This is a genomic window from Actinacidiphila epipremni, assembly GCF_012034175.1.
GTDB classification, from domain to species: Bacteria; Actinomycetota; Actinomycetes; order Streptomycetales; family Streptomycetaceae; genus Actinacidiphila; species Actinacidiphila epipremni.
The window spans coordinates 114,312-137,874 of record NZ_JAATEJ010000014.1 but is presented as its reverse complement, the minus strand read 5'-3'; the positions used below and the strand labels follow the sequence as shown (position 1 = coordinate 137,874).

General features: G+C 73.8%; 13 protein-coding genes and 1 pseudogene. 8 read left to right on the top strand and 6 right to left on the bottom strand.

Going from position 1 to position 23,563, the window contains the following annotated elements; genetic code table 11:
- Positions 1 to 218 precede the first annotated feature (218 nt).
- Positions 219 to 1,085: pseudogene (locus tag HCN08_RS18415) on the bottom strand (LysR family transcriptional regulator); the annotation flags it as partial.
- An 80-nt stretch (positions 1,086 to 1,165) separates the two neighbouring features.
- On the opposite strand from HCN08_RS18415, the gene HCN08_RS18410 reads away from it, so the two are divergent.
- Positions 1,166 to 2,317, top strand: coding sequence for an EamA family transporter (locus HCN08_RS18410; protein ID WP_456319011.1), 1,152 nt, complete (start codon positions 1,166 to 1,168; stop codon positions 2,315 to 2,317).
- Positions 2,318 to 2,321: 4 nt separating this feature from the next.
- Here HCN08_RS18410 and HCN08_RS18405 read toward each other — a convergent pair whose 3' ends face one another.
- Positions 2,322 to 3,617 carry a dicarboxylate/amino acid:cation symporter gene (locus tag HCN08_RS18405; RefSeq protein WP_206318936.1) on the bottom strand — a complete coding sequence of 432 codons (1,296 nt, stop codon included), beginning with the start codon at positions 3,615 to 3,617 and terminating at the stop codon, positions 2,322 to 2,324.
- A 794-nt stretch (positions 3,618 to 4,411) separates the two neighbouring features.
- On the bottom strand, positions 4,412 to 5,905 hold the full coding sequence (locus HCN08_RS18400) for a helix-turn-helix domain-containing protein (RefSeq protein WP_167984218.1): 1,494 nt from the start codon (positions 5,903 to 5,905) through the stop codon (positions 4,412 to 4,414).
- A gap of 226 nt (positions 5,906 to 6,131) precedes the next feature.
- Here HCN08_RS18400 and HCN08_RS18395 point away from each other — a divergent pair, with 226 nt between their 5' ends.
- Positions 6,132 to 7,961 carry an adenylyl cyclase gene (locus HCN08_RS18395; protein ID WP_322974530.1) on the top strand — a complete coding sequence of 610 codons (1,830 nt, stop codon included), beginning with the start codon at positions 6,132 to 6,134 and terminating at the stop codon, positions 7,959 to 7,961.
- Positions 7,962 to 8,091: 130 nt separating this feature from the next.
- On the opposite strand, the gene HCN08_RS18390 is transcribed toward HCN08_RS18395, so the two are convergent.
- Positions 8,092 to 11,064 carry a helix-turn-helix transcriptional regulator gene (locus tag HCN08_RS18390; RefSeq protein WP_167984217.1) on the bottom strand — a complete coding sequence of 991 codons (2,973 nt, stop codon included), beginning with the start codon at positions 11,062 to 11,064 and terminating at the stop codon, positions 8,092 to 8,094.
- Between the two features lie 437 nt (positions 11,065 to 11,501).
- Here HCN08_RS18390 and HCN08_RS18385 point away from each other — a divergent pair, with 437 nt between their 5' ends.
- The 4 genes from HCN08_RS18385 (at position 11,502) to HCN08_RS18370 (ending at position 15,117) form a co-directional block, all read left to right on the top strand.
- Positions 11,502 to 12,665, top strand: a complete 1,164-nt coding sequence (locus HCN08_RS18385; protein WP_206318935.1) for an isoafricanol synthase — start codon at positions 11,502 to 11,504, stop codon at positions 12,663 to 12,665.
- A gap of 93 nt (positions 12,666 to 12,758) precedes the next feature.
- Positions 12,759 to 13,268, top strand: coding sequence for a peptide-methionine (S)-S-oxide reductase MsrA (gene msrA / locus HCN08_RS18380; RefSeq protein WP_167984259.1), 510 nt, complete (start codon positions 12,759 to 12,761; stop codon positions 13,266 to 13,268).
- 98 nt (positions 13,269 to 13,366) lie between these two features.
- A complete protein-coding gene (locus tag HCN08_RS18375; RefSeq protein WP_167984216.1) occupies positions 13,367 to 14,308 on the top strand; it encodes a hypothetical protein in 942 nt (313 codons plus the stop codon).
- Positions 14,305 to 15,117, top strand: coding sequence for a hypothetical protein (locus tag HCN08_RS18370; protein WP_167984215.1), 813 nt, complete (start codon positions 14,305 to 14,307; stop codon positions 15,115 to 15,117). Before HCN08_RS18375 ends, HCN08_RS18370 begins: the two co-directional genes overlap by 4 nt.
- A 91-nt stretch (positions 15,118 to 15,208) precedes the next feature.
- Here HCN08_RS18370 and HCN08_RS18365 read toward each other — a convergent pair whose 3' ends face one another.
- Positions 15,209 to 17,230, bottom strand: coding sequence for an NPCBM/NEW2 domain-containing protein (locus HCN08_RS18365; protein ID WP_240970195.1), 2,022 nt, complete (start codon positions 17,228 to 17,230; stop codon positions 15,209 to 15,211).
- 425 nt (positions 17,231 to 17,655) lie between these two features.
- Between HCN08_RS18365 and HCN08_RS18360 the strand changes: the two genes are divergently transcribed.
- The gene (locus HCN08_RS18360; protein ID WP_167984258.1) at positions 17,656 to 21,720 is read left to right on the top strand and encodes a beta-galactosidase; all 4,065 of its coding nucleotides are present in this window, start codon (positions 17,656 to 17,658) and stop codon (positions 21,718 to 21,720) included.
- A 60-nt stretch (positions 21,721 to 21,780) separates the two neighbouring features.
- Here the strand turns inward: HCN08_RS18360 and HCN08_RS18355 are convergent, their stop codons facing one another.
- A complete protein-coding gene (locus tag HCN08_RS18355) occupies positions 21,781 to 22,911 on the bottom strand; it encodes a peptidoglycan recognition protein family protein (protein ID WP_167984213.1) in 1,131 nt (376 codons plus the stop codon).
- 257 nt (positions 22,912 to 23,168) lie between these two features.
- Here HCN08_RS18355 and HCN08_RS18350 point away from each other — a divergent pair, with 257 nt between their 5' ends.
- Complete coding sequence (locus HCN08_RS18350; protein WP_167984212.1) at positions 23,169 to 23,420, top strand: DUF6480 family protein; 252 nt, start codon at positions 23,169 to 23,171, stop codon at positions 23,418 to 23,420.
- Positions 23,421 to 23,563 lie beyond the last annotated feature (143 nt).

Sequence of the window (23,563 nt, the reverse complement as noted above, 5' to 3'; positions counted from 1 at the left end):
CACCCGCCGCAGAAGAGAGCCGCCCGGGCGGGGGAGTGTGACATCGGCCCGGCCGGCTACCCGCCTCGCGCGCCCGGCCGCCCGGCGCCGGTCCGGTCGGTGGCCGGGCGGCTGCCTGCGCCGGCCGCGCGCCCGGCGGCCGGCCGGCCGGCCCCGGGACCGTCGCCCGGGCTCCCCGCTCGCGGGCCGGTCCGTGCGCCGCCCAGGGCCTCGGTGCCCGGGACGCCGAGGATGGCGAGGAAGGCGGTCGCGGCGGGCGTCGGGGCGGTACGCGACCAGATGACGTACTCCACCCGCGCCGGCGCGTCCGTCACCTCCACCGTCGCGACGCCGGTCAGGTGCGGGGCGTACGCCGAGGGCAGCATCGCCACGCCCAGGCCCGGGCCGACCAGCCGGGGGATGAACTCCGCGCTGCTGACCTCGTAGGCGACGTCCCGGCTCAGGCCCGCCGCCGCGAAGGCCTGCTCGGACTGGGCGCGGCCCGCGGTGCCGGCGGGCAGCTCCACGAAGGTCTCGGCGGCCAGCCGGCGCAGGCTCACCGACTCCCGGCCGGCCAGCGGGTGGTCCGGCGCGACCACCGCGACCAGGCTGCCGCGCGCCAGCTCGTGGACGGCCACGCCCTGCGTGTCGGCGGTCGTCGGCATCCCGAGGAAGGCGACGTCCACCGCGCCCTCCCGGACCTGCTCGATCAGGTCGTCGCTCGCGCCCACCCGCAGGGTGATCCGCACCTGCGGGTGCCGCTCGTGGAAGTCGCGCAGCGCTCCGGGCACGTCCGCCGCGGTCACCGTCGGGATCGACCCGACGGCCAGCCGCCCGCGCACCTCGCCGACCGCCGCCGCGACCTCGGCCCTCGCCCGCTCGGCGGCGTCCAGGCACTGCCGGGCCGCCGGCAGGAACGCCTCGCCGGCCGGCGTCAGCCGCACCCGGCGGCTGGTGCGCTCGAACAGCCGCGCCCCCAGCTCCCGTTCCAGCCGGGCCACCTGGTGGCTGAGCGCCGACTGCACGACCAGGCACCGCTCGGCGGCCCGGGTGAAGCTGCCGGTCTCGGCGACCGCGAGCACGTACCGCAGCTGCTGGAACTCCATGCGATCCATCGTGCCGAGAGATCGATGCGGTGACAAGCATGTGTTGGACTCATGGATGGCGGCGGGCCGAGACTGCCGGTATGACCAGGGGAACCGGTACGGCCGGGGCAGCGGTGCCGCCGAGCGGCACATCGGAGGCGGGCGGCGCGGGCGGGGGTACGGGCGCAGGGGGCGCCGCGGTCCGGGGGCGTACGGGCGCGGGCCGCACCGGCGGCGGCGCGGGAGCCGGCGGGCCCGCGCGCGGTCCCGCGGCGGGCGGCGGCGACCCGCGCGGGGGCCGGGCCGGTGCGGGCGGGGCCGGTGCGGGCGGGGCCCGGCGCGGGGACCTGCCGCGTACCGCGCTCACCGCGCTCGCGCCCGCCGTGTGGGGGACCACCTACCTCGTCACCACCGAGTTCCTGCCCGCCGGGCACCCGCTGTTCGCCGGGCTGCTGCGGGCGCTGCCCGCCGGGCTGGTCGCGGTGGCCTGGAGCCGCACGCTGCCGCGCGGCGCCTGGTGGGGGAAGGCCGCCGTGCTCGGCGTGCTCAACATCGGGCTGTTCCTGCCGCTGCTGTTCACCGCCGCCGAGCGGCTGCCCGGCGGGCCCGCCGCGACGCTGGGCGCCGCGCAGCCGCTGCTGGTCGCGCTGCTCGCGGTGCCGGTGCTGCACGAGCGGCTGTCGGCGTGGCGGCTGGGCTGGGGCGCGGCGGGCGTCGCCGGCGTCGGCCTGGTGGTGATCGGGCCGGACGCGGCGCTGGACGGCACCGGGATCGCCGCCGGCCTCGCGGGCGCGGCCACCATGGCGCTCGGCGTGACGCTCACCAAGCGCTGGGGGCGCCCGGCGGGCGTGGGCCCGCTGGCCTTCGCCGGCTGGCAACTGAGCGCCGGCGGGCTGTTCCTGCTGCCGCTGACCTTCGCCGTGGAGGGCCCGCCGCCCGCGATCGGGGCGCACGCGGCGCTGGGCTACCTGTGGCTGGGCCTGGTCGGCGGGCTGATCACGTACGCCCTGTGGTTCCAGGGCCTCGGCGCGCTGCCGGTCACCTCCGCCGCCCTGCTGGCGCTGCTGTCGCCGCTGGTCGCCGCGGTGCTGGGGGCGGCCGTGCTGGGCCAGGCGCTGGGGCCGGTGCAGCTCGCCGGGTTCGGCCTGGCGCTCGCCGCGCTGGTCGCGGGCCAGCTCCCGCCGCCGGTACGGCGACGGCCCCCGGCTCCTCCGCGGGGGAAGGAGCCGGGGGCCGTCGCGGCGGGGCGCTGAGCGGTCAGACCTCGACCAGCTCGCGGGTCTCGGCCGCCTCCTCGGGGGCGTCGTCCTCGATGCCGCGCGGCGAGTCGAAGGCGACCCGGTCCAGGATCTTCTCCCGCGAGGCCACCAGCACCGGTGTGACGATCTGGCCGGTCACGTTGGTCGCGGTGCGCATCATGTCCAGGATCGGGTCGATCGCCAGCAGCAGGCCGACACCCTCCAGCGGCAGCCCGACCGTGCTCAGCGTCAGGGTCAGCATGACGATCGCGCCGGTCAGGCCGGCGGTCGCGGCCGAGCCGATGACCGAGACGAACGCGATCAGCAGGTAGTCGCCGACGCCCAGGTGCACGTGGTAGACCTCGGAGACGAAGATCGCCGCGAGCGCCGGGTAGACCGCGGCGCAGCCGTCCATCTTGGTCGTGGCGCCGAACGGCACCGCGAAGGACGCGTAGTCCCGCGGCACGCCGAGGCGCTCGGCCACCCGCTGGGTGACCGGCATGGTGCCGACCGAGGAGCGGGAGACGAAGGCCAGCTCGATCGCGGGCCAGGCGCCCTTGAAGAAGTTGACCGGGTTGACCTTGCCGACCAGCGCCAGCAGCAGCGGGTAGACCACGAACATCACCAGCGCGCAGCCGACGTACACGTCGACGGTGAAGGTGCCCAGCGGCTTGAGCAGGTCCCAGCCGTAGGTGGACACCGACTTGCCGATCAGGCCCAGCGTGCCCAGCGGGGCGAGCCGGATGACCCACCACAGCGCCTTCTGCACGACCTCCAGCACGACCTTCGCGAAGTCGATCAGCGGCTCGGCCTTCTCGCCCACCGACAGGCTCGCGGCGCCGACGACGACGGCGAGGAAGACGATCTGCAGGACGTTCGGCTCGCTGAAGGCGTCCACGATGTTCGTCGGGATGATGCCGGTCAGGAAGTCGATCCAGGAGCCCTTGTGGATGCCGTCCGGCAGCGTGCCGGCCTTGAGGCTCACGCCGTCACCGGGCTTGGTGGCCAGGCCCAGCAGGATGCCGATCGTCACGGCGATGAGCGCGGTGACGCAGAACCACAGCAGCGTGCGCAGCGCCAGGCGCGCGGCGTTGGTGACGTTGCGCAGGTTGGTGACGCTGACCAGGACGGCGGTGAAGACCAGCGGCGGCACGGCCAGCTTCAGCAGCTGGACGAAGATGTCGCCGATACGGGTGAGGGTCTCGGTGAGCCAGTGCACGTCGGCGTCGCGGGCTATCAGGCCCAGCACGACGCCGAGCACCAGACCGCCGAGGATCTGGGCCCAGAACGGGATTCTCTTGAGCAAGGCAGGCAAGGGGGACTCCTGGGGAAGCGCCGGCGCAGCCGGGCACCGCGGGGGGGCGGGGTGGGGACGGGGTCCGGCGCGGGTGCGCGGCGCCGTGCTCAAGGCGGCTCAGGAGCAGGGGCGGGCGACCGTGCCGGGGTCGGGACGTCGGCGCGTGACGCGCCGGGGACGCCGGCTCCGGGCAACCCTCGGGCGCCGGCCCGCGGGTTCACGGGACGGCGTGGGTGGAGCCGGGAGGAGGGGACGTCAGCGGCGGACGCGCGTCACCGCGTACACAGATCGCCGTTGCAGTGGCACAGGTCGACATGCAGGCGCCACACCAGCGGGGGTTCTCCCGCGGCGTGCGTCGCGATGACTCTGTGGGCACTGGACATGCACGGGAACATAATGCATTCATCACACAATTACAAGCCGCCGGGTATGCGGCGGTGCACCGGCGGCGGGCGCTTTCCGTACGGCCGGGGCGGGCCCGCGGCCCGGGCGTCCGGTGATCGTCCGGCAGGTCAGCCGCCCGGTGGCCCTGGGCCGCCCGACCCGGTGAATATGACGGGAAATCAATTCTCTTTTGCCGGGGGCGAGTTGGTGAATTCCGGAGCTGCCCTGCCATTGTCGCGGCGCCGCCCGGCGCGGGCGCGGGCGGGTGGGGGAGCGGCGCCCGTACGGGGGAGCCGGGCGCCGCTCCCCTGGCCCCCACGCTACGGCGCCGGCGCCCCGGCCGGACCCTGTGCACTCTGGGGAGCGCAGCCGCGCCCGATGTGCAGCCTGGCCGGAACCGCGGGGTGCGTCCCGCGCAGCACCAAGGCTCAGGCGGCCGGCCGCGGCAGGCCCGCGGCCCGCGCGTACTGGTCGGTCACCAGCGCCAGGTACAGCTCCGCGCGGTTGCCCACGTAGTCCAGCGGCTGCCCCGTCAGCGCCTCGACCCGGCCGACCCGCTTGGCCACCGTGTTGCGGTGCACGCCCAGCTCCTCCGCGGTGCCGCGGTGGTCGCCGTGCCGCTCCAGCCACACCCGCAGCGTCCGGCGCAGCAGCCCGGCCGGGTCCGCCCGGTCCAGCGGCTCCAGCACCGCCGCCGCCCACGCCAGGCCCTTCTCCGCGCCCAGCAGCCCCACCGGGCAGTCCCGCTCCGGCCGCGCCGGCTCCGGATGCAGCGGCTCGGGGCCGTAGCGCGGCCCGCCCGCCCGGTCCAGCGCCGCCAGCGCCAGGTGCAGCCGCACCCGTACGCCCTCGCTGTGCAGGTCCGCGCCGAGCAGCGCGCCGCACAGCCGCACCCGGCGCTCCACCGTCTTGCGGTCGACGCCCAGCTCGGCGGCGGCCGTGGAGGTCCTGCCGTGGGCGTTGAGCCAGGCGAAGAGCGCCTCGGTCAGCCGCCGCTCGTCCGGGTGCTCGCGCACCGGGCGCAGCAGCGCCGCCGCCCAGCGCAGCAGCCGGGCCTGCGGGATGAGGCCGAGCAGCCGCTGCTCGGCGAGCTCGCCGTACACCGTGAAGCTGCGCCCCGCCGCCCGGCCGGCCCGCAGCGCGTGCCCGGCCTCCCGGTAGGCGGCCTGGCCGCGCGCCAGCGGCGCCGGGTCCGACGCCCCCACGTGCAGCCGCCGGCACGCGACGCCGGCCAGGGTGCCGCGCAGCCGGGCGTCGGCGGCGCCCTCGGCGGTGACCACCGCGATGATCTGACCGTCCGCCAGCGCCGTGAGCCCGTCGCGGCCCACCGCCCGTACCACCAGCTCCAGCACCGCCTCCCCGGCGCTCGCCGCCGCCTGCGCCCGGTAGACCCGCACCGGCCCGGCCGGCAGCCCGCCGCGGCCCGCCAGCACCTCGGCGGCGCTGTCGGCCTGCCCGGCGAGCAGCAGCCGCAGCACCGCGCCGTTGACCGCGGCCTCGCGCTCGCGCTGCTCGCGGGCGGCGGTGTAGATGATCTTCAGCAGGCCGGCCGTGGTGTTCACCGCCTGCCGGTGCGCGGCGTCCATCGGGCCCGGGCGGCCCGCCGCGAGCACCAGGTCCGGGTAGCCGGGCAGCGTCTGGAGCAGCACCGTGTGGCCGCCGCTGTCCAGCAGCACGCTGCCCGGCCGCCGCCACAGCCGCTCGCAGCCCCCGGCGAGCGCCGCCGCCCGCTCCTCGGCCGGCGGCGGCTCGGCGTAGCGGGCGCCGCCCAGCCGGTCCAGCGCCATCACCCAGCTCCCGGGCCCGAGCTGCGAAACCAGCCGCCGGCCCAGCTCCCGCCCGCCCCGCCCGGCGGCCTCGATGAGCGCGTTGACCGCGCCGAGCCCGCCGCCACCCGCCCCCGCCGGCCCGTCCTGCGTCACCCACGACCTCCCCGTACGCGTCCCCCCGCGGCCCGCGGCCAGCCTATCCAGGCGTTCCTCCGCAAAAAGCCGACGCCCCGCCAACTCACCACATGAGACGCGCCTCAGAACCGTTGCACGCTTATTGACGCTGCCCACCCACGATGATTCACTCTCGCCCTGAGAGCGCTCTCTCGCGGTCCGGCCAGCCGCAGTGTCCTCCCCATCCACCACTACAGGGAGAGCCGTGTCCGTCATTCCCTCTCGCCGTTCCGTGCTCCGCGGGGCGGCCGTCGCCGCCGCCGCGGTGCCGCTGGCCGGCGGTATCGCCACCGGATCAGCCGTCGCCTCCAGCCCGTCCGCGCACCACCCCGGCAAGGGGTCGCACGGGCATCACGCAGGCCCCGACCTGGGCAGAAACGTCCTGGTCTTCGACCCCTCCATGGGTGACGCGGCGATCCAGGCCAAGCTCGACGCCGTCTTCGCCATCCAGGAGTCCAACCAGTTCGGCAACGAGCGGTACGCGCTGGCCTTCCTGCCGGGCACGTACAACGTCGACATCAACGTCGGCTTCTACACCCACGTCCTCGGCCTCGGGACGAGCCCGTCCGACGTGGTGATCAACGGTCATGTCACCGTCGACGCCCAGTGGTTCGACGGCAACGGCACGCAGAACTTCTGGCGCGCCGCGGAGAACCTGACGATCGTGCCGCCGGACGGCCTCAACCGCTGGGCCGTCGCCCAGGCCGGCCCCATGCGCCGGGTGCACGTCAAGGGCAACCTGACGCTGTGGCCGAGCCCGCCCGGCAACCAGTGGTCCAGCGGCGGCTTCCTGGTCGACAGCGTGGTGGACGGCTACGTCGAGTCCGGCTCGCAGCAGCAGTGGATCTCGCGCAACGACACCTTCGGCAGCTGGACCGGCTCCAACTGGAACATGGTCTTCGTCGGCGTCCAGGGCGCGCCCGCGCAGTCCTTCCCGACGCCGCCCTACACCACCGTCGACCGCACGCCGGTCGTCCGCGAGAAGCCGTTCCTGACGGTGGACAGGCACGGCGACTACCAGGTCTTCGTGCCCGCCCTGCACCGCAACTCCACCGGTACGACCTGGGCGCACGGCCACGCCGCCGGGCACAGCATCGAGCTGTCCCGCTTCTTCGTGGCCAAGCCCGGCGACTCGGCGACCGAGATCAACCGCGCCCTCGCGAGCGGCCGGCACCTGCTGTTCACGCCCGGCATCTACGACCTCACCGCGCCGATCCGGGTCACCCGGCCCGGCACCGTCGTGCTGGGCCTGGGCTACACCACGCTGCGCTCGGCGCGCAGCAACACCCTCATCGACGTCGCCGACGTCGACGGCGTCACGATCGCCGGCGTCCTGGTCGAGGCCGCCTCCAAGCACACGCCCGTCCTGGTGCGGGTGGGCGACGGCCACAGCCGGCGCCGCCACACCGGCGACCCCACGGTGCTCTTCGACGTCTTCGCCCGGATCGGCGGCGCGGTCGCCGGCGGCGCCGGCACCAGCCTGCAGATCGACAGCAACGACGTCATCTGCGACCACCTGTGGCTGTGGCGCGCCGACCACGGCCTGGACGGCACGGTCGGCTGGTCGGTCAACCCCGCCGACACCGGCATCCTCATCAACGGCGACCACGTCATCACCTACGGCCTGTTCGTCGAGCACTACCAGAAGTACGAGGTGCTCTGGAACGGCGAGTCGGGCCGTACGTACTTCTTCCAGAACGAGAACCCGTACGACGTGCCCACCCAGACCGCGTGGGTGCACGGCTCCACGAAGGGCTACGCCGCGTACAAGGTCGGCGACCACGTGCGGGACCACCTGGCGTGGGGCCTGGGGAGCTACTGCTTCTTCAACCTCAACGCCGACATCTACACCGACCGCACCTACGAGGTGCCCGACCGGCCCGGCGTGGTCTTCACCGACCTGATGACCGTGTGCCTCAACGGCGCGGGCGGCGGCGGCATGCTGCACGCCATCAACAACGCCGGCAACCCGGTCCAGAACGGCTTCGCCGTCTACAACATGAAGCGCTACTCCAACGGCGTCGCGACCGTCTGACGCCACCGTCTGACGCCGTCGTCCGACGTCACCGTCCGACGCGACCGCCCCTCTTCCGCCGCCCCCGCCGCCTCCCCGCAGCGGGGGCGGCGGAGCGCGTGCCCGCCGGCGCCGCGCTCGGCGCCCGCGGTCAGTCGCCGGCGCGGGTGCGGGCGACGAGCCGGGCGAGGCCGGTGTGGTCGCAGCCCGCCTTCAGGTATATGTCCGACAGCATCCGCGTCACCGCCGGCTCCGTCGAGCCCAGCACCTCCGCTATGTGCGCGTTCGACCAGCCGCGCGCCGCCCACTCGGCCACATTGCGCTCCTGGACGGTCAGCGACGCCACGTCGGCGTTGCGCGGCTGCAGCGGCCACAGGCCGGTCGCGTCCAGCTCCTCGCGGGCCCGGGAGGCCAGCGCGTCCGCGCCGCACTGCATCGCGCCCTCCAGCGCCCGGTGCAACTGCTCGGCGGCCTGCTGCGGGCGGCCCGTGCGGCGCAGCGCCACACCGTGGTCGAACAGCGCCCTGGCCAGGTCGTGCCCGGCCGGCGAGCGCTCCAGGTGCCCCACCGCCTCGGCCAGCACCTCCGGCCGCCGGGCCAGCGGCGTCACCCCGGCCAGCGCGTGCAGCGCCTGGCCGATCGCCGACTGCGTACCGAACCGGCGGGCCCGGCTCACGCCCTCCTCGGCGATCGCCACCGCCCGTACCGGATCGGTCGCCTCCGTCGCCGCGGCCAGCCGCAACGGCCACGGGCACCACGCCGGATTGCGCATCCCGCGGGCGTCCAGCCGCGCCCCGGCCTGCGCCAGCTGCTGCTCGGCCTCGCGGTGCCGGCCGAGCGCGAGCAGCAGCTCGCCGTGGACGGTCTGCGAGTCGGGGTAGACCACCGCGCTCGGCGTGATCTCGCCGTACCGGTAGGTCGCCGCCACCTCCTGCGCCTCGTCCACCCGGCCGCGGGCCAGCAGGATCTCGATGAGGATGCCGACCGCGAAATACTGGGCGGGCACCTGGTGGCCGACCCGGTCGGCGATCCGCAGCCCGTCGCGGACCATGGTCTCCGCGGTGTTCAGCCGCCCGCGCCGGTAGCGGATGTAGCCCAGCAGCGTGCAGCCGAACGACAGGTGCGCGCCGCGCCAGCCCTTGTCCTGGCACTCCACGATGCCCTGGTGGAACAGCTCCTCGGCCCGCCCCGGCTGGTCGCAGTACATGAACGTCAGCGCCACCACGACCGGCACCTCGAAGCCCCAGCGCTCGTCCGTCCACGGCAGGCCCTCGCCGAGCGCCTGCTCGGCCCAGTACAGCGCGGTCGTCGCCGGCTCGCCGCGCACCATCGCGTCCCACGCCCGCAGGCCCAGGACATAGCGCTCGGCGGTGCCGCGGCCGGTCAGGTGGTCGGCGAGCCGGGCGAGTTTACGGGAGCGGGCGGCGGAGTCCTGCTCGTCGGCCCGGAAGGCGTTCCACATGAACTGCTCGGCCTGCATGTGCAGCCGCGTCTTGGCGTCGGTCGCCCAGCGCGCGGCCTCCGCGACGGTGTCGGCGGCCTCGGCCATCCGGTCGGAGTGGCCGAGCGCCTGCGCCAGCCGGTAGACGATCGCCGCCCGCAGGTCGGGGGAGAGCACCGGCTCGTCGAGCGCGGCCCGCAGGTGGTTGACGGTGATGGCCGGCTCGGTCAGCAGCACCGAGCAGCCCAGGTCGTACAGCACCCGGGCCCGGTCCTCCATCGCGGGCGGCTCGCGCAGCGCCCGCGCCAGGCAGCGCCGCGCGGCCTCCGGGGCGCCGGCCCGCCGGTACTCGCGGGCCGCCTCCGACAGCTGCTGCACCACCCACGGGTCGCTCTCCGGATGCGTCTCCAGCAGATGCCGGGCGGTCGCGGTGACGCCGAGCCCGGCCTGCGAGACGACGGCCGCGGCCTGCCCGTGCATCGCGACCCGGAAGGCCGCCGGGATCGCCCGGTAGACGGCGGTGGCCACCAGCGGGTGGAAGAACTCCAGCCGGTCGTCGTCGGTGTCGTCCGCCGTACGCCCTGTCGGCCCCGCACGACCCGCACGGTCCTCGTGCCCCTCGCGCCCCTCGCGCACCGGCTCGGCGAGGATACGTGCCTGGCGCAGTTTCGCCACCGCGTCCGCCGACTCCGCCTCGCCGAGGCCACCGACGCTCGCCGCCCGCGCCCGGGAGGCGTCGGCGCCCAGCACCGCCGCGCTCCACGCGAAGCGCACCGCGGAGGTGCCGAGCCGCTCCAGCCGCTCGATGAGCCCGCCGCCCTTGACCGCCGAGGCCAGCTCGCGCAGCTCCGGCAGATGGACGGCCTGCGGCTTCAGGCCCCGGTCGGCGACCCGCGCCGCCAACTCGACCGCCTCGAACGGGTTGCCGCCGGTGACCGCCCACGTCTCCCGGCAGAAGGCCTCGTCGGCCTCCTCGCCCAGCGCGTCCCTGACGATCCGTCCGACGGCGCCCGGCGTGAGCGGCGCCAGGTCCAGGGCGCGCGAGCCGTGCCGCTCGGCCAGTCGGCCGAACGCCGCCGCGGCGGGCGGGAGTTCGTCGGGGCGGTAGGCGACCACCAGCAGCATCGGCAGCTCGGTGACGCGCGGCGCGAAGCCGGTCAGCCACGCCAGCGACTCGGCGTCGGCCCAGTGCGCGTCGTCCAGCATCAGCACCAGCGGCGCGTGCTGCACCGCGAACCGGGTGACGATCCAGTCCAGGCCGTCCCGCACGCCCTGCGGGTCGGGCGAGACCGTGGCCGAGCCGGCGACCAGGCCCACTGCGGGCGCGACGATGTCGTACCAACTGCCCAGCGTCGCCCGGTGCTCCTCCTCGGTGGAGGTGGCCAGCAGCGGCTGCAGCAGATGGCGGACCACCTGGAAGGCGACGCCCTGCTCGTGCTCGCCGCCGCGCGCCGACAGCACCGTGCAGCCGCGGGCCACCGCCCGCCTGCGCACCTCGCCCAGCAGCGTGGTCTTGCCCAGGCCCGCGGGGCCGGCAAAGGCCAGTAAGCCGCCGGTGCCGGTCGCCGGGGCACCTTGCGCGGCGCCGGTCAGGTCCGTGAGCAGGGCCTCCAGCGCGGCCGTCTCGGCCTCGCGCTCCAGGAGCAGCCGCCGTCCGCCGGGCCGGTCCCCTCGCAATGCCATGTCGTTTCCCCTGAACGTGTGTCGGCACCGTCACCCGTCCCCGGGTAGGCACAGCGTACGCACCCGGCGGCGGAGTGCGGTCCTCCGCGGGCGTTCTTCCGCCGCCTTGCGGCGACTTCCGGCGAGCTGGCCCGCGGGAACGTCCGGCACGGTACCCTCCCACCCCCCTCCGGGGGGAGCATTCCGGGCGCGCGACCGCACACGTGTGCGCCGGGCGCGCCCCCCTTGGCCGCCGCCGGGCGCACTCATGGGCCCCCGCGTGCGCCTAGGCTCGTAGACCCGCACTCTCCGTACTGCTTTCCCCATACCTCGACCCCCCCGCGCCCCGTCGACACCCCGGCCCCCTCGATGTTCCCCCGACTGCTTTCCCCGTACCTCGCAGCACCTCCGGACCACCGCCCGGCGCTGCCGGGCCCGCCGCGCACTCAGGAGGGCGAATGCCACCCGAGACGTCCCCCGGCCCCGCATCCCCCGGTGTCGTGACCCCGGACCCCACCCGCAGGCTCGCCGCCGTACGGATCCCCTTCCCGGCCCGGCTCAACCAGTACGCCGAGCGCGCCCGCCGGCACACGCTCCAATGGGCGCAGGGCATGGAACTGCTCACCGACGACACCGCGACAGCCGAATACGACGCGCTGCGGCTGGAGCGGCTGATGGCGTACTTCTACCCCGACGCCACCGCGCCGGACCTGGAGCTGGCGGCCGACTTCAACGCCTGGTTCTTCATCTTCGACGACCAGTTCGACGGCGGCCTCGGCGCGCAGCCCGCACGGATACGGCAGCTCGTCGCGGCGCTGACCGCCACCATGACGCCGGACGGCTTACCGACCGGCGGCGCGGGCGGCGCCGGGCCGTACCGGAGCACCCCGCTGGTGCGGTCCTTCCGCGACATCTGGCTGCGGTCGATCGCCGGCACCCCGGCCGCCTGGCGGCTGCGCTTCCGCGAGCACTGGCGCGCCTACCTCGCCGCGCACGAGGACGAGGCCCGGCACCGCACCGCCGACCGGCTGCCGGACCTGGCGGGCTTCCTCACCGTGCGGCGCGACACCATCGGGGTGCGGCCGTGCCTGGACTTCACCGAGCGCTGCGGCGGCTACAGCCTGCCGGACGAGGTGTACGGCCTGCCGGCGCTGCGCGAGATGCGGGAGATCACCGGCGACGTGGTGATCTTCGTCAACGACATCGTCTCGCTGGTCAAGGAGCTGGCCGCCGGCGACGTCAACAACAGCGTCGTCGTCCACCGCGCGCACCGGGGCGGCACGATCGAGGAGTCCGTCGACCATGTCGCCGCCCTCGCCAACGCCCGCACCGCCCGCTTCGGCGCCCTCGCCGCGGCCCTGCCCGGCACGCTCGCCGCGCTCGGTGTGCCGCGCGCCACCCGCGAGCACGTCGAGCACTACGTGGACGGCATGCGGCACCTCATGGCCGGGAACCTGACCTGGTCGCTCGCCACCTCGCGGTACGACGAGGCCGGCGTGGCCGCCGTCAGCGGCGGCCGGCAGCGCCCCTGGAGCGTGCTGGCGGGCGCACCGCCGGAGGCCGGCGCGACGCCGTCCGCGAGGGAGCCGGCGAAGGAATCGTCGGGGCCCGCCGCGCGTTGACGTAACCGGCGGAAATCAATCATGAGCGCCGACCACGAACGCCGGCGACGCCCCGCGAGGGCGGCGGCGGGCGACGACGAGGAGAGGACGGAGATGGCCACGCAGACGCAGAAGGCGGTCCTGGCGGGCGGTTGCTTCTGGGGGATGCAGGATCTGATCCGGCGGCTGCCCGGGGTCACCGGGACCCGGGTCGGCTACACCGGCGGCGACGTGCCCAACGCCACGTACCGCAACCACGGCACCCACGCGGAGGCCATCGAGATCCTCTTCGACCCGGAGAAGACGGACTACCGCGCGCTGCTGGAGTTCTTCTTCCAGATCCACGACCCGAGCACGAAGAACCGCCAGGGCAACGACATCGGCACCAGCTACCGCTCGGCGATCTACTACCTCGACGACGAGCAGAAGCGCGTCGCCGAGGACACCATCGCCGACGTGGACGCCTCGGGCCTGTGGCCCGGCAAGGTCGTCACCGAGGTGGCCCCCGCGGGGCCCTTCTGGGAGGCCGAGCCGGAGCACCAGGACTACCTGGAGCGCTACCCCGACGGCTACACGTGCCACTTCCCGCGGCCGAACTGGAAGCTGCCCGCCCGGGCCCGCTGACCCCGGATGCCCCCGGGCCGGTCGGGCGGACGGGCCGAGGGGGCAACCGGCAGCCGGGCTGACCTGCGGGACCGGGCCGGCCGTGTTGTACTGCCGGTATGGACCGCAAGCATCCGGCGGTGCTCTCCCGTCACCCCGGACTCGGCCGTCTGACCGGCCGGTCCGGTGACGCGTACGGTTCCGCCCAGGCCCGCGCCCGGCAGGCCGAGCAGGCCCGCGAACGGGTGCGGCTGATGATCGAGATCACCGCCCGCGCGGGCGCGTACCGCAAGGGGCTGCTGAACGCCGTCGCCCGGCTCAGCCCCGAGGAGGCCGGGATCCTGTCGGACCTGGAGCAGCACGGGCTCCAGGTCCCGCAGCTGCACGACGTGCTGTGCGGCGGGCACGTCCTGGTGGACGCGCCGGAGCTGTACGAGCGCTGGGCGGACGGCAAGGGCAGCCACCCGCGGATCTCCAGCCACCACCGCGACATCGACAAGAAGCGCTACCCCGACATCGGGATGCACGGCCATGTGGTGCGCGAGAAGCTGCACGGCCGCACCACGACCGGCACCTGGGTGCAGCTGGAGAAGACGCCCGCGGCCTTCGGCGGCAAGAAGATGCCGAGCCTGGGCGACCTGCGGCACCTGATGGACTACGTGGTCTACCGGTTCACCGGCAGCAACGTCGGGCCCTGGGGCCTGTCGCGGATGACCGAGCGGCGCCCGATGTACCTCTCGCCGCGGGTGGCGGTGCCCACCGCGCTGACCGCGCCGGTCGCCGGCGCGCTGACCAGCACCCTGCGGCGGATCGAGCAGTCCGACGACACCACCGCCGTCTCCCACGAGCTGGCCGCCGCCTTCCCGCCGCCGGACCGGGCGGACCTGGCCGGCGAGCTGGGGGAGGCGCTGCCGGGGCGCGCCGGGCGCGGGCTCTTCGGCAACTCCGAGGTCTGGGTCACCCAGACGCCGTCCAGGATCGCCGCGCGGGTGCTCCGCGAGCGGTGCGACGAGGCGGTCGACGCGGTGCACGCACGGGCGGCGGGAGGTCCGCAGGCATGAGCGACGACGACGCAGCACGTACCCCCGAAGCCGGCCCGTCCGGCCCGTCCGGTCCGTCCGGCTCGTCCGGCTCCTCGGGCCCGGGCGGCAGCCACGCGCCCGGCGAGGCCGCGGTCCCCGAGGGACTGGTCACCGCGGTGGTCAACATGGTGCACACCGGCCCGGTGATGCTCGGCGCCTACACCATCGCCGAGCTGACCGCGGTCGACGCGATCGTGGACTTCCTGGAGGCCCGCCCCTCCGACGACGAGCTGACCGAGGCCGTACGGTCGCTGGCCGCGCGGCAGCTGCTGCTGGCCGGATCCGGCGGGGAGCAGGTGCAGGTCCGCGGCGACCTGGGCATCGCGGTGGCCTTCCAGCAGCGCGCCCGGATGGTGCTGGACGCCAGGATCTCCGGCACCGAGCCGGGCGAGCCGTGGCGCACCCTGCTGCTGCCGCAGCCGGAGGGCATCGCCCTGATGGTGCGGATCGACGCGCTCGGCGTGCACCAGATCAGCCTCCACACCATGGAGGAGGCGCTGGACATCCTCACCGAGTGGCTGCCGCGCGGCAGCGCCGCGGACCGCGAGAGGGTCCCCGACACCGACGCCCTGCTCGCCGGCGCCGAGCGCTCCGCGCTGGTCACCGTCACCCACTACACCGCCGAGGGCTCGGCGGAAATCGCCGGCGAGAGCACCGACCTGGTCCTCGCCCGCTACGACGGCCGCCTCCACGCCCTCTCCCGCGACCCCTCCCACCCCGACCTGACCCCGGAACACCTTGACGGCCGCACCGCCGTCCACACCCGCCTCGCGACCCTGCTGTCCTGAGGCCGCACCGCCACCACACGAGCCCCCGCCGCCCGGCCGCCACCGGGGAAGGTGGGGCCGGGCGGCGGGGGGGGGATGTGGGGGACAGGGGTCAGGAGCAGGTGATCTGGGCGGCGGCCCAGTCGGCGTGGTCGCTGTCGTTGCCGTCGCCGGCGTCCGTGACGAGCAGGTGGACGACCTGGGCGCCGGTGATGTCGGCGGTCAGGGGGTGGCCGCCGGTGGTGCTGGTGAGGATGCCGCTGTCGGCGACCTGCTTGCCATCGGCCAGGACCTCGAACTCCACCGAGCCCTTGCTGTTCTTCTTCTCGTCGTCGATGCCGACCGTGGCCGTCAGCGAGGTGCAGCCGCCGGCGGTGTAGTAGGCGATGTCGCTCGGGGCGTGCGCGCCGAGGCCCTTGGGGTAGACGGTGCCGCCCAGGGTGAGCGGGTTGCCGTCGCCCGCGGCGGTCTCGCCGTTGCTGGTGTCGCGCTCGACCGGGCCCCAGCCGTTGGTGGCCGACTCCCACGGCAGGTCGCTGAGGTACGAGGTGCCGGCCGGCGGCGGGACGGCGACCGCGATCTGCCCGGTGACCGGCTGGCTGACGGTCGACTTCGGGCCGATGCCGCGGTAGGAGACGGTGCCGGCCAGCGGGTACGTACCGGTCGCGGTGCCGGCGGGCACGTCGATGTGCCAGGTGGTGGTGAGCGTGCTGCCGCCCAGCAGCGCCGGGGTGCTGGTGCGGCTCTTCGCCTTGACCGTCCAGCCGGCCGGCGCGGTGAGCTTCACCGCGACCTGGAGGGCCGGCAGGGTGCCGAGGGCGGTGACCGAGGTGGTGACGTCGGCGCCCTTGCCGGGCTGGATGTGCAGCGCGCTGCCGGTCACGCCCGCGTCGACCAGCGACGGGTCGAGCAGCGCGCCGAGGTCCTTGCCGACCCGCAGCAGCACGGTGCCGTGTGCCGGGACGGTCGCGGCGAGCGTACCGGCGGACTGGTAGTCGCGGTGCTGCCACAGGTCGCGCACCCGGTAGCCGAGCGCGGAGGCCGGCAGGCCGACCGCCTTGGCGGTGGTGGCGATGTGCTGCGGCTGGTCGGACTCGTTGTACAGCGCCACCGCCCGGTCGCCGTTCGCCAGCTGCTTGACGACGACCTGCGCGCCGCCGCTGGAGCTGAGCACGGTCGCCTGCTTGCCCAGCGGGTCCTGGTCGAGCGCGATGACGTCCTTGTTGAGCAGGATGTCCATCGTCTGCGGGGTCGCCTTGCGCAGGTCGGTGCCGATGAGCAGCGGCGCGTTCATCATCGACCACAGCGAGAAGTGCGTGCGGTACTCGGTGTCGGTCATGCCGCCGTTGCCGACCTCCAGCATGTCCGGGTCGTTCCACGCCCCGGCCTTGGCGTACGCCGCCAGCGGCAGGTTGGCGTCCGTGATGGACTTCAGGCTGCCCCAGTTGTCGCTGATGTCACCGGTGGTGCGCCACAGGTTGCCGATGTCGCCGGCCCACTCCCACGGCTTGAGGTCGCCCCACTCGCACAGGGAGTAGACGATCGGCCGGCCGGTCGCCTTGAGCGCGTCGCCCATGGCGGTGTAGCGGTTGAGGTAGTCCGCCTTGGACCCGTCGCTCTGGTTGTTGCAGTTGTCGTACTTGAGGTAGTCCACGCCCCAGTCGGCGAAGGACTGCGCGTCGGTGGTCTCGTGCCCGAGGCTGCCGGGGTAGCCGGCGCAGGTCGCGGTGCCGGCGTCCTCGTAGATGCCGAGCTTGAGGCCCTTGGCGTGCACGTAGTCGGCGGTGCCCTTGATGCCGTCGGGGAACTTGACCGGGTCGGGCACCAGCCGCCCGTCGGCGTCGCGGCTGTGGGTCATCCAGCAGTCGTCGATGTTGACGTAGGTGTAGCCGGCCGCCTTCAGGCCGGAGCTGACGAAGTAGTCGGCGGTCTGCTCGATCAGCTGCTCGCTGACGTTGCAGCCGAAGGAGTTCCAGTCGTTGAAGCCCATCGGCGGGGTGAGGGCGAGGCCGTTGTCGACGGCGGCGGCCTCGGGCGCCGCGACGACGGTGGCGGTGACCGCGGCCAGGCCAAGACCGCCGGCCCATACGGCTCCCGCGGTGACGCAGGACACGATCCTGCGGGTGATCGGCATACGGGGTCCCATCGTAGGTTCCAGCCGGATCGTCGGAACAGAATCCGACGCAACTCAACAGTTGGCGACATGACAATCCCGATTCCTGTGTACTGTCAAGGGATCTGACGCGAACTCATCGGTCCGGACCGCCCCTCCCTGCCGGGTGCCGCCCGGGTTCCGCGGGCAGTGCGGCCGGAAAAGTCCGCTTCGTTCCGCCGGCGTCGATGACCTTCGTCCGACCTATTGCCCCGTCAGCCTCACCCTCCTATTGTGCGACTTCGATTGAATCTGTTTGGAGTTGCATTTTCAGCGAGCGTGGAGGCGCAGTGCGACGTCATCCGTACGACTCTGCGGCCGGGAGATCCGGCCGCCGCAGAAGGTGGTGGGCCACGGCCGCGGCGGCCGTGGCCCTCGCCCTGTCCGCCGGGCAGGCGGCCCCCGCGATGGCGGCGGGCACCGCCGGGCACCCCGCGAAGGCGCCCGCCCATGCCCCGGCCGGCGCCGGCAAGCCCCACAAGGTGACCTTCGACGGCTACTCGTTCCTCGTCGACGGCGACCGCACCTACCTGTGGTCCGGCGAGTTCCACTACTTCCGGCTGCCGAGCCCGGACCTGTGGCTGGACATCTTCCAGAAGATGAAGGCGGCCGGCTTCAACGCCACGTCCCTGTACTTCGACTGGGACTACCACTCGCCCGCGCCGGGCGTGTACGACTTCACCGGCGTGCGCGACGTCGACAAGCTGCTCGACATGGCGCAGCAGGCCGGCCTGTACGTCATCGCGCGCCCGGCCCCGTACATCAACGCGGAAGTCGACAGCGGCGGCCTTCCCGGCTGGCTCACCACCAAAAAGGAGCAGAACCGCACAGACGACCCGGAGTTCCTGAAGTACGCCGACCAGTGGCTGACCCAGATCGACCGCATCCTCGCCCGCCACCAGCTCACCAACGGCACCGGCACGGTCATCGCCTACCAGGTGGAGAACGAGTACTACGACGGCTCCGCCGACGCCCGCGCGTACATGAAGCACCTGGAGGACAAGGCCCGCGCCGACGGCATCACCGTGCCGCTCACCGGCAACAACAACGGCACCTTCAACTCCGGTGACGGCGCCCTCGACGTCGACGGCCCCGACTCCTACCCGCAGGGCTTCAACTGCTCCAACCCCACGCAGTGGGCCGGCGTGCCCAACATCAGCTACGACCACCCGGCCGGCAAGCCGCTCTACACCCCGGAGTTCCAGGGCGGCGCCTTTGACCCGTGGGGCGGGCCCGGCTACGACAAGTGCGCCCAGCTGATCAACGACCAGTTCGCGAACGTCTTCTACAAGCAGAACATCGCGGTCGGCGCCACCGCCCAGAGCTTCTACATGACCTACGGCGGGACCAACTGGGGCTGGCTGGGCATGCCGGAGAACTACACCTCGTACGACTACGGCGCCGCGATCCGGGAGAACCGGCAGCTCGACCCGAAGTTCGACGAGGACAAGCTCATCGGTTACTTCACCCAGTCGGTCGCCCCGCTGACCAAGACCGACGCGATACGGACCACCCCGCCGGACGACCCCAAGGTCGTCGATACCGCCCGGATGAACCCGGACACCAAGACGCAGTTCCACGTCCTGCGGCACGGCGACTCCACCTCGACGGCGGTGGACAAGACCCACATATCCCTGGACTTCAACGCCCAGCCCGCCGCCGACACCACCTACACCTGGGACGACACCGACCCGGCGCTCAGCTACACCGGCACCTGGTCGCATGTGGCGAACCAGAGCTACACCGGCGGCGACTACCGGCAGACCGAGTCCTTCTCCAACACCAAGGGCGACTCGGTCACCGTGCCCTTCGACGGCACCGCCGTCCGCTGGATCGGCTCCAAGACCGACAACCACGGCTACGCCGACGTCGCCATCGACGGCACGAAGGTCGCCACCGTCGACGACTCCGGCAGCCAGGACCAGGCCGTGGTGTTCCAGCAGAGCGGACTGGCCGCAGGACCGCACACCCTGACGATCACCGTGGCCGGCAGCCACAGCTCCGGGTCCACCGACAACTTCGTCTCCATCGACGCCGTCGACGTGCCCCAGGGCGGTACCACCGAGCCGACCTACCCCGTCGTCCCGCAGCAGCCCGGCACCGCGATCACCCTCGACGGCCGCGACTCGCACATCGTCGTCGCCGACTACAAGCTCGGCGGCACCCAGCTGCAGTACTCGACGTCCGAGATCATGACCACCGCCGCCATCGGCAGCCGGGACGTCTCGGTCCTCTACGGCGACAAGGGCAGCGACGGCGAGACCGTGCTGCGGTACGCCTCCCAGCCCACCGTCACCAGTAGCGGCGGCGCCGTCACCACCACCTGGGACGCCGCCACCGGCGACCTGCGGCTGAACTACACCCACGACGGCCTCATCCGCATCGCCATCAGCGGCGGCGGCTCCCGCCCGCAGCTGCTGCTCGTCGGCGACAAGGACACCGCCAAGACGTTCTGGCGCCAGGACACCGCCAACGGGCCGGTCCTGGTCCGCGGCACCCATCTGCTGCGCACCGCCACCGGCCGGGACGGCGGGCGGACCGTCGCGCTCACCGGCGACAACGCCGACGACAAGGACATCGAGGTCTTCACCTCGGCCAAGAACGTCAGCTGGAACGGCCGCACCCTGGCCACCCACGTCACCGCCACCGGCAGCCGCACCGCGCAGATCCCGGTCGCCGCTCCCGTCACCCTCCCGGCGCTGACCGACTGGAAGCACACCGAGGAGTCCCCCGAGGCCGCACCCGGCTTCGACGACTCCAGCTGGCAGGTGGCCGACAAGACCACCACCAACAGCTCCTCGGGCGTCAACTCGCTGCCCGTGCTCTACGCCGACGACTACGGCTTCCACACCGGCAACACCTGGTACCGCGGGCGCTTCCAGACGTCCGGCTCCGAGACCGGCGTCCACCTGGTGTCCGACTCCGGCGGCAAGGCCCAGGCCTTCTCCGCCTGGCTCAACGGCACCTTCCTCGGCAGCTCCACCACCGGCAGCGCCGACTTCGCCTTCCCGGCGGGCGCCCTGAAGCCCACCGGCGACAACGTGCTGTCGGTGCTGACGGTCAACATGGGCCACGAGGAGGACTACGGCTCCTCCAACGGCAACAAGACCGCCCGCGGCCTGACCAGCGCCTCGCTCACCGGCGCGCCGCTCACCCCGGTCACCTGGCGGATCCAGGGCGTACGCGGCGGCGAGGACCCCGTCGACACCGTGCGCGGCCCGCTCAACAACGGCGGCCTGTACGGCGAGCGGGCCGGCTGGGACCTGCCCGGCTACCCCGACGGGTCCTGGAAGCACACCACCCTGCCGGCCACCGACACCACCCCCGGCGTCTCCTGGTACCGCACCGACGCCGATCTCGACCTGCCGCGCGGCCAGGACACCTCGCTCGGCCTGACCTTCACCGACGACCCGAAGCGGCAGTACCGCGCGACGATCTTCGTCAACGGCTGGCAGGTCGGCAACTACGTCAACTACCTCGGCCCGCAGCACACCTTCCCGATCCCGAACGGCATCCTCGACCCCGACGGGCACAACACCATCGCCATCGCGGTGTGGAACCTGGACGGCACCACCGGCGGGCTCGGCAAGGTGGAGCTGACCGACTACGGCAGCTACGCCTCGTCCCTGCACGTCGGGCAGAACGCGAGCCCGCGCTACAACGCGCGGACCTACGCCATGCCCAAGGCCCCCGGCACCGACGTCACCCTCGGCGTGCCGGGCAGCGTCCACGCCGGCACGGCCTTCACCGCGACCGCGACCGTACGCGTCCCGGCCGGCCGGCCGCCGGCCACCGCGCTGACGGCCGCGCTCACCCTGCCGGCCGGCTGGAAGGCGAGCGCCGCCCAGCCGGCCAAGGTCGCGCTGCTGCTGCCCGGGAGGACGGCGACGATCCGCTGGACGGTCACCCCGCCCGGCGGCACGCTGCCCGACGCCTCGGCGCTCAAGGCGACCGCGCGCTACACCCAGCGCGGCCGGCCGGCCTCGGCCGGCGACGAGCGCATCGTCAAGGCCGTCCCGCCGGTGCCGCCGGCCGGGCAGAACGCGGTGAGCGACCTGCCGTTCCTGTCCTCCAGCAACGGCTGGGGCCCGGTCGAGCGCGACACCAGCGTCGGCGAGCAGGCCGCCGGCGACGGCAAGCCGCTCACCATCGCTGGCAAGAGCTACGCCAAGGGCCTGGGCACCAACTCCCTCAGCGACGTCCAGCTCTACCTCGCCGGCACCTGCACCCGGCTGACCGCCGAGGTCGGCGTCGACGACGAGACCAACGGCGGCGGCACCGTCACCTTCTCGGTACTCGCCGACGGCAAGGTCCTCACCACCACCGGAACCGTCCGCGGCCGGCAGGCCGCCGTCCCCCTCGACGTCGACGTCACCGGCGCCCAGGTCATCGACCTCAAGGTCGGCGACGCGGGCGACGGCAACGGCCTTGACCACGGCGACTGGGGGACACCCGTCCTGACCTGCGGCTGAACCCCCACCGCACCCACCACCGCGGGCCGGCCGGGGCAACCCCCCGGCCGGCCCGCCTGCTCAGCGGCAGAACGCCTCGCGGACCGTGCCGCCGACCGCGGCGCACCAGGTGCTCGAGTTCACCTTGCCGTTCGGGGTCAGGCCGTGCAGGCGCTGGAGGGACTGCACCGCCTTCATCGTCGCGTGGTCGTACGTGCCGCTCGCCGTCACGTCGGCGTAGCCCTTGCGGGCCAGCATGAACTGCAGGGCGGTGACCGGGAGGCCGCTCGCGTGCTTGTCCAGCGGCGGGGCCAGTGCTTCCCAGGTCGCGGTGTCGAAGGTGGCGTCCGCGGTGACCGGGATGCCGCGGCTGGTCTGGAAGGCGGCCACGGCGTCGTTCATGTCGTAGCCGAACACGCCGTCCGGGGTGAGCGCATACCCGGCCGCGTCCAGCAGGTACTGCCCGACCTGCACCACGGGGCTGTCCACGAAGCGCCAGATGTCCGGCCACCGCCGCTTCGGCGCCGCCGACGCCGGCACGCCCAGCTGGTGCAGCACCCGGGTGCGGACCATCGGGAACTGCGCGTAGAAGGCGATGCCGGGGCAGTCGGTGACGGTGAAGTCCCAGTGCCCGAAGATGTCCCAGGCGTTGAGCCGGAACTGCCGGCACACCGCCACGCACAGCTTCACCAGCGAGTCCAGCAGCGCCTTCGGCGGCGTCTCGGTGATGTACGTGCCCTCGTTCTCGATCCCGATGGCGTTGCCGTTCTCGCCCGGGCAGTGGGCCGCGACCACCTGGTGCTCGCCGGCGTCCAGCGTCTCCAGGCTGCGGTGCCGGCCCTCCAGGACGTAGCCGCCCCGGCTGACGGTGAAGTGCTGGCCGGTGTCCGCCCAGCCGTTGGTGTCCATGTGCAGGTCCTGGCAGTCCCGGGCCAGCTGCAGCGCGTGGTCGCGCGAGTAGTCCGTGACGTTCGGGAACGCCATGTGATGGAGGATGATCTTGTTGGTGGTGTTGCCGGTGATCTGGATCGTGCTGGACGGCGGCCGGGCGCCCCAGCTGTCGCAGTCGATGATCCAGGGGAACTCCGCCGAGGGCGCCGCCTGCGCGGCGCCGGGAAGCGCGAGTTCGGTGCCGACGACCGCGGCGACCGCGGTGCCCAGGCCGACTTTGAACAGCGTGCGGCGTTCTACCTCGTGCTCGTGTCGGGTCATGCACACTCCGCAACGGAGAGGGGTGGCAGCCGGATCGCGGCTGCCGATGACCTCCGGAGGATACGGACCGGGGCTGACGGACAGCCAGGTCTGCGCGGCAACGGGCCGCTCTTGCCGTGGAAGATCCCCTTTGCGCCGCCCGCCGCCCGCCGCCGCGCAGCCGGCACCCCGGGCCCGGCGGCCCCTGTGGTTCGCGCGCGTGGCAATGGGTAGCCGAGGGTCGGACCGACTTCCGCCGGCGATCTTCGGAGGGCACCATGCCGGTCACCCGGGCACCGCAGCAGACGACCAACCCGCACCTGCCGGACGAGGGGCTGAGCCTCCCCGAGGACTCCGTCCAGCACGCCGGGCACACCTCACCCGCCGAGTCGGGCGTCTCCTCCCTCGACGCGCCCGAACGCAAGGCGCTCAGCCGCGGCTGGGGCATGGGCCCGGTCGTGTGGATCCTCCTCGTCGTCGCGGTCTTCGCCGCCGGCGTCCTCGGGATGGCCGTCGAGCTCGTCCGCTGACCCCGGGGCGGCCACCGCCCCGCAGGACCACGCCCCGCCGCCGGCGTGGTCCTCGTCACGTCCGGAGCGGGAATGCGGCGCCGCGGACGGAGGCTGATCTTGACGGCGGGCCGCGACCCCGGGGCCCCCTACCGACAAGGAAG

Bases quoted from the DNA above. Each gene is read 5' to 3' on its own strand.
- HCN08_RS18410 (WP_456319011.1), top strand. From the start codon at position 1,166: ATGACCAGGGGAACCGGTACGGCCGGGGCAGCGGTGCCGCCGAGCGGC.
- HCN08_RS18375 (WP_167984216.1), top strand. From the start codon at position 13,367: ATGGACCGCAAGCATCCGGCGGTGCTCTCCCGTCACCCCGGACTCGGC.
- HCN08_RS18360 (WP_167984258.1), top strand. From the start codon at position 17,656: ATGGCGGCGGGCACCGCCGGGCACCCCGCGAAGGCGCCCGCCCATGCC.
- HCN08_RS18365 (WP_240970195.1), bottom strand. From the start codon at position 17,230: ATGCCGATCACCCGCAGGATCGTGTCCTGCGTCACCGCGGGAGCCGTA.
- HCN08_RS18390 (WP_167984217.1), bottom strand. From the start codon at position 11,064: ATGGCATTGCGAGGGGACCGGCCCGGCGGACGGCGGCTGCTCCTGGAG.
- HCN08_RS18355 (WP_167984213.1), bottom strand. From the start codon at position 22,911: ATGACCCGACACGAGCACGAGGTAGAACGCCGCACGCTGTTCAAAGTC.
- HCN08_RS18385 (WP_206318935.1), top strand. From the start codon at position 11,502: ATGCCACCCGAGACGTCCCCCGGCCCCGCATCCCCCGGTGTCGTGACC.
- HCN08_RS18350 (WP_167984212.1), top strand. From the start codon at position 23,169: ATGCCGGTCACCCGGGCACCGCAGCAGACGACCAACCCGCACCTGCCG.
- msrA (WP_167984259.1), top strand. From the start codon at position 12,759: ATGGCCACGCAGACGCAGAAGGCGGTCCTGGCGGGCGGTTGCTTCTGG.
- HCN08_RS18370 (WP_167984215.1), top strand. From the start codon at position 14,305: ATGAGCGACGACGACGCAGCACGTACCCCCGAAGCCGGCCCGTCCGGC.